We start from the raw sequence: 6,808 nt of genomic DNA, 5'->3' as shown, positions 1-6,808 counted from the left end.
AGGCTACTCAGCCCGTCATTGAGTTTCCTTTAGATTCTCTTTACAAATCAGCTCTAAGTATTCAACCGGAGATGATATTACAATCCCAGAGCCGAGCGAGTTGTAGGTCCAACGATTCCATCTACTGTTAAATCTTTTAGCTTCTGGAATTCCTTAACAGCTTTCTCAGTAGCGGGACCAAAAACGCCATCTACCTCGACAGTAATAGTTGCTTTAACTAAAGCTTCCTGAACTTCGCGAACATCCTCACCTTCGAGATAGGGTTGAGTCAGGCTGAGTCTTCTGTCTGGAAGAGATTCGTTAGTTTTTCCAAAGCCAACTATAGGGGCTTGATTCAGTCGCGCGTCAGTATTTCGTCCGTAAATCCCATCTTCAGCAATGGGTTTGTCCGGATTGTATCGGTTCCAGAGTCGCTGAAACGCTTTAACTGCAACAGGACGAATGTTTCGTGTACCTCTGCCAATATAGTCAAAGTGAGGCCTATCCGCAGGTCCAAACCACCTCCAACCCTCTCGCTCTAGATAGGGTCTCCAGCCTTGCTCGTCATTAATATCTAGGGCTAAACCACTCTGGTGATTACTTCTACCAGGAGGGGCAACCACACCAATACCACAGCGTCTAACTTTACCATGATTGAATAGCATTAGTTGCTGAGCAATAGTTCGGTAAGCAGAATTGACCGAAAGGGTGCGACCACGAGCCTTAATTGCCCGTGCCAAGGACTGCTTAGCTACTGCCTGAAGGAAAGGGTGAACTGCTGGACCATTAGCCACATCTAGGTCGGCAAAACTGACCAAGCTATTGGGTCCGATGCTATTCATTTCATCAATCAGCTGCTGGTCTAGTCCCCCCAGGATAGAAGTAGAGCAGCCAGGAGCCTGTCGAACAGTAGTTAATCGATTTTTTGCGATCGCTTGTGTCTGGATCAGGGTTTGAAGCTGATTATCTATCAGGTTAATTTGGTGACAATCTTCACAAAAATCTGCATGTTTTGTTTGTTCTGATTCAAGATTGCTTTCGAGATTGCTATAGTCTGCCATCACTATAAATTTAGGATATATACCTAACTCAATGGTTTACTCTAGTTGCTTTCCCTGAAATCTTGCACCACTGTCACTAGCCGTAGGTTCGGCAATATGTAAGCATATGCGCTACGCGCACGCTGCGCGAACAGCCGTCAGCCGTCAGCCATCAGCCTAAGGCTCACGCTGCGCGAACAGCTTATTTTATTCAAAAGCAGCTCAATTATTGTGCGCTATGGGCATAAACTTTTCCCGTAGCGTGGCCACATGCCTTGGCCAAAGGCCACGCTACGCGAATGGCTGATAGCTGATAGCTGATAGCTGATAGCTGAAGGCTATATTAAGTTATCCCTAGCTTAATCTTAGAGTGGAATAATTGCCCACTATAACGACTCAGGTGTAATAAGATTTCAGTTCCCTTTTAATTATGAGCAATACAATAATCCTTTGACAGTACCCTTGAGGGTACTTTTTAAAGGACTCATTAGTGATTAAATTTGATATAATTAAAGATTGGGCCAGATGTGTTGAACAGGCAAAAGGGAATAGGACAGAAGTAGTTTTCGAGATCTAACGGTTTGTGTCTAGGTTAAGTATAATACCGAATCGTGATTATTCACTAATGACTAATTAATATAGCAGACCCTTAAATTTAGTTTTCATTTTGTCCTGAGCGTTAACTAGGCCGTACGGAGTGGATCTCATCTTTGTAAAAAAGAAGGGAAGTGCCGGAAGTGTCGGAAGCGTGGGTATTTTAGGGAGAGTAAGTAGTGTAGGCAGTGTCGGAATTTTATTAGAATTTTTGTCTAATTGCATGCATTGAGATGCACCCGCAAAAAGAATGTGATCGCTACAGGTTAAGTCCTGTTTCCGGATGCAACCCAGCTTCAAGATCAATTTCTATACCCTGAGCTATTAATGAGCAAGCCATTTGACATGCTGGGATTATTCGAGCTTTGACTTTTATCAGTAACGTGTCAATATCGACATTTGAATTTGCAAGCAATATCTTTTGTCGAAAACTTTCTTCTGCAATTTTTCCTCTGTCTGGAGTTCCTTGTGGGTACATGATTGAGTTAATTATCGTTTCAGCATGTTTCCACGAATTAACACCGAGCTTGTCTCCTACCCAGCCTTCTTTAGCTAGAGGATGAGAAAAAGTCATCCCCCAAGGGAAAACTGCCATTTGACTGAAAATCATCTGGCATGTATCTATCCTTTGATCTTCCGGCATTTCTACGGCATCAGCCATAGCTTTGAAATTGCCCATAATTTTCCCATTAATTTTTTGAACTTTTATGGGCTTGCTATTTGGTATTGGAAGCTGTAGAAAGAATTCCGACCCTTCTCTGATATGCTCGCAGCTTTTCTCTATTGCGATAGCGATTGAAAGTTCATTAGCGATCGCGGGTGGAATTTTAGTTACAGAATTTATTTGATAACCAAATTCATTAGCTTTCTCGATAAAATCTGCTTCTTTAGGTTCATAATCTATGTTATTTTTTACAGTTTTCAATCTCTTAGCCATTTATATACGTTTTAAGTTAATTAGGTTGACCTTGATATTACATTATTCTCGAATATAAAAACCATTTTCCGGAAAATACGGCGTGCGGAATTACAACCCTAGTGAGACCAGATGATCAAAAGGGTAAATCTCATTATTATGGGGTACACCTTGGGCAATCCAGATGTTTTCGTGAACTGAAAATAGTTTTCGCAGGTAGCGGTGCCTACGGCACATCGCGTAGCGTCGGTAAAGCCCGAATCGCAGTACAAAAGAAATCCCTACCGAACTGGCAGGGTTTTACTCTCGGAAAGATGCCAACAAATCGGAAAATCAGTCTTCGTTGCCCGGCCATGACGGTCAATTTTCATGCAGCCGATGCCTCAATACACCCATGCCTTTTAGTTAATACATTGGGTGTACCCGAGTCAATACATTTTGGCGCGATCCCAGTGTCCTAACAAGTTTTCAGACTTTTCCAGATACCTTTTTATTTTTCCCGTAAATCTTTTTTCGCCACTATAAAAAATGATATAATGATAATAAAGCGATTGCAGTTATAACTAAGAGAGTGCAATCGCTGTAAATCGAAGTTTTACGGAAAATTAGTTTATTAACAAACAAATTAATTTATTTTCTGATGTATCCCAGTCATTATTCTATTACAGACAGGTTGTTTTGGCCATACTTGTTTCCGGAGAACTTCAAATCTTTTCCAAGCTTGACGGTAATCTCCCCCAGTACTCCTCAAAAAAGTTTTAGATTCAGAAATGACGGCAACCATATCCTCACCATATTTTTTTACACATTCATGACTAGAAGAGTCTGCCAATTTTTTAAATTTCTCTTGAGCCTGAGTATACTGTTCAAATGCATCCATATTTTTCCTGCTAAAAACATTCCACGCGGCATAATAGTTCCTTTGGTCTTTTGTAAGACTCGGTTGGTTGTTAATACTAGCAATACCCCATACTCCTAGTACCAACAGAAGTACTCCAATCGCAGTCCCTATATACGAGTATATTGACTCAGATTCTTCTGAAGAATAGTATACTGGTTCAGGAGGAGCAGGATCTTCAACATATGAGTTCATCTCTTCGACAACGTCATGAATGTTGTAGTTTTTGAAATTGAACCATTCTCTCCCTCCATGGTTCCATCGAAAATCTTTAAACTTGCGATGAAGATCTGCTTCTACTGCACTATAGTCCAAGCAGCGGATCCAATGGTAAACCTCAAGATCACAAGTACTTGAAGTCCTCAGTTGAGCTAGTCTTTTCTCCGGTGTCCTTGAAGTTTTTCCAATTTTGTAGAGCCCAGTCGGCTGTTGATTGGGTTGAAGCTGCACAATCAAGTAAACGTACCCCATTTTTTGTTGAGTCAATTGGCAATCACCCTCTTTGAAAATTCAATAGGATCTACAAGAGTTAAAGGATGTGTTCCGGAGAACCACAAAAAGGTTAGATCGGCACAGCCAACACTACGCGATATTCAGATTCTACTATGGATGAAACTGGTTGTTAAGGATTTTCGTGCGAATGAGGAAATAATGTATTAGAAATTGACATAGGTTTTTAGATAAGAATCGGCTTATCAACTGGTTGAAGTGTTGGATAGAGGCTTTGCCACCATTCACCAGCCCGACCATCAGCAGGAAAATCAAGACTTTTTTCTAATTAACTTGAAATATTCCAACTGTTTTGATTTCTTTAATTACCTCTGACTCTTCACTCAAAGGGGACATCAGCTCTGCTATCAGTCTGTTTCGTCGTCCCTTTAGAACTTAATAGACTTCGCGGCAGTTGTCAGGAACAGGGAACAGTGGATAAGAATTGAGGTAAACACTATCATAAAAACACTTTTGCAAGAGGTATCTGTTAATTAATCTTCACAGAAAAGGTACCCTTAAGGGTACTACCAAGCCAGATTATTCTCTAATAAGATACAAATGTATCGATTGAAATCAGTAATGAAACATGTCATCAGTCGAACTTCTAGAACAACACCTTGAAAGATCATAACAAGTTGCTGGGCTGATCCCCACCTTGCGCCAAAAAGCTTACACTCTATTTCCCCTTTCCATCGAACTCACGTTAAGTTAGCAACAATCTCATGGTCGGGAGAAAAACCCATGTTGAATCGGTTTAATCGACGGTTAAAAATAGGGCTAATCTACCTGGTGGTAGGAGGCTGGATAGAACTGGGCATGATCCAGGTGGGGAGCGCCACCCCATTACCCCTATGGGCGCAAGCTCCAGACCAACTTGTTGAGGACAATGTTTCTGGGGAACAATCTGTTGAGTCAACCTTTGTGGAAGAAACGACGATGAAACTCGCTGCTCACCCAATGTCTGGTATTTCCGCCGAAATTGATGCCTATCTCAAAGCCCACCATGAAATGGGGTGGTTCTCAGGGGCGGTTATCGTACTCAAGGCCGGTAAAACTGTCTTTACCAGGGGGTATGGCATGGCTAGCCTAGAGTACCAGCTACCCAATACCCCCCAAACTAGATTGCGGTTGGGGTCGGTGACAAAGCAGTTTACTGCTGCTGCGATTCTACAACTCCAGGCTCTGGGGTTGGTTGATGTACACGCTCCTGTTTCTACCTACTTGCCAGATTATCCCCATGGGAATCGCATCACCTTGCATCACCTGCTAACCCATACGGCGGGCATTCCTAACTATACTAGTTTTCCCGATTATACCCAATGGATGGCTTTACCGACGACCCTTGAGGAGTTGATTGCCCGCTTCCAAGACCTCCCCTTGGAATTTGAGCCGGGAAAAGAGTTAAGTCCTGATAAATAGTTTTCCCGACATATTTGACATTTTCCAACATCTTGTTTGATAAGGTCAGTGTACTGACCCAAATTTGTCAATGAATGAACAAATTAACTATGTTCCTCCCCGAGTCGCTGCTACCAGGCTCGGGGTCAGTACCAGGACACTTGAAAGGTGGCTTGACGAAGGCAAAATCCAAGGAATTAAAACCCCTGGAGGACTTTGAAGATACAATCTTGACTCAGTTGTCTCTATTTCAACAAAAAAAACAGATAGAGACGAAAGAGCAGCAATCCTATATGCAAGGGTTTCAAGCCGCTCTCAAAGAGATGATCTCGATCAACAAGTACAGTTTCTTAAGTCTCGTTACCCAGACGCAGAAGTCATCCGAGACATCGGCAGCGGTCTCAACTTCAAAAGAAAAGGTCTTCACTCCCTATTGGACAGAGTTCTCAGCGGCACTTGCAAGTATATTGTCGTTGCCCACAAAGATCGGCTCTGTCGCTTTGGATTCGATCTTATCTCATGGTTGTGCTCTAAATTCCAAACTAAAATATTGGTTCTCGACGAAAAGAACCTCAGCCCAGAACAAGAGATGGTTGAAGATGTTCTGGCAATTATCCACGTCTTCAGTTGTAGGCTCTACGGACTCAGGAAGTACAAGGGAAAAATCCTTGAAGACAGTGAGTTACCGAGTTTACCCAAGCAAAGAACTTGAGAAGATCTGGAAAAAATGGGTTTCTGCTGTTCGCAAGGTTTATAACATATCGATCGAGCAGCTCAATCGGAACCAGGGGTACACAAAAGTCGGAAAGAAAGGAGGAAAACATGGCTTTAGAACTTGGTTGAAACAATCCGGACTTATTCCGCAGTGGTGCAGAGATTTAAACGTCTCCAAAATTTTAGATAACGCTTCAATGGAGGCTTATACGGCGTGGAAAGAGACCGCCAAACAACCGAAGTCTGTTGGGAAAGGGAAGAACCTTTTGCCAAACCCACAAGCTGGATTAAAAATAGGTAAATTTCGTAGCGTGCGAGATCATCATCTGACGATCCAGTTTGACCCTACGGCTTACAAGGCTGGCCGGTGGATGGTTTCCAAAACCAAACATCTGCCAAAACCCGAATTCAAAGGTCAGGATTTCTGTGTACTAACTGATGGTTCTACTGAACTTACTTATAACAAAGGGAGATGGTTCGCGCACTTTCCAGTAGAGTTTGACATTGAGCCTACTGAAACCAAGAAAGTGATAGCTTTAGATCCTGGAGTTAGGACGTTCATGACTGGGTTTGACGGCACGGATTTCTTGGAGTTCGCAAATAATGATTTTCAGAGAATAGCTAAACTTTGTTCCCATCTAGATAAGTTAAAAAGTGAGCATGACAAATCAAAAGGACGCACACACAAACGTCGCCGATACAAGCTAAGGATAGCTATGGAACCCACATTCCGCAGGTTGGTCAGACCAGTAAATAATATTTTTGGCAGGGAGCACC

At 42.4% G+C, this 6,808-nt stretch carries 5 protein-coding genes and 1 pseudogene; 3 read left to right on the top strand and 3 right to left on the bottom strand.

What is annotated here, in order from left to right; translation table 11 throughout:
* Nucleotides 1–77: 77 nt before the first annotated feature.
* The 3 genes from BJP37_RS24540 to BJP37_RS24530 form a co-directional block, all read right to left on the bottom strand.
* Complete coding sequence (locus tag BJP37_RS24540; RefSeq protein ID WP_229415437.1) at nt 78–1,040, bottom strand: peptidoglycan-binding protein; 963 nt, start codon at nt 1,038–1,040, stop codon at nt 78–80.
* Nucleotides 1,041–1,872: 832 nt separating this feature from the next.
* Complete coding sequence (locus BJP37_RS24535; RefSeq protein WP_075902699.1) at nt 1,873–2,550, bottom strand: hypothetical protein; 678 nt, start codon at nt 2,548–2,550, stop codon at nt 1,873–1,875.
* A 604-nt stretch (nt 2,551–3,154) separates the two neighbouring features.
* A complete protein-coding gene (locus BJP37_RS24530; RefSeq protein WP_143727777.1) occupies nt 3,155–3,913 on the bottom strand; it encodes a GIY-YIG nuclease family protein in 759 nt (252 codons plus the stop codon).
* Between the two features lie 747 nt (nt 3,914–4,660).
* Between BJP37_RS24530 and BJP37_RS24525 the strand changes: the two genes are divergently transcribed.
* The 3 genes and pseudogenes from BJP37_RS24525 to BJP37_RS24515 form a co-directional block, all read left to right on the top strand.
* Nucleotides 4,661–5,338 carry a serine hydrolase domain-containing protein gene (locus BJP37_RS24525; protein ID WP_075902695.1) on the top strand — a complete coding sequence of 226 codons (678 nt, stop codon included), beginning with the start codon at nt 4,661–4,663 and terminating at the stop codon, nt 5,336–5,338.
* Between the two features lie 70 nt (nt 5,339–5,408).
* A pseudogene (locus tag BJP37_RS24520) lies at nt 5,409–6,029 on the top strand (IS607 family transposase).
* A partial coding sequence (locus BJP37_RS24515) for a transposase (RefSeq protein ID WP_143728021.1) occupies nt 5,995–6,808 on the top strand: 814 nt, incomplete at its 3' end. The pseudogene BJP37_RS24520 and the gene BJP37_RS24515, both read left to right, overlap by 35 nt.

This window comes from Moorena bouillonii PNG (genome assembly GCF_001942495.1).
Lineage (GTDB): Bacteria > Cyanobacteriota > Cyanobacteriia > Cyanobacteriales > Coleofasciculaceae > Moorena > Moorena bouillonii.
This window is presented reverse-complemented; position numbering and strand designations above follow the sequence as displayed.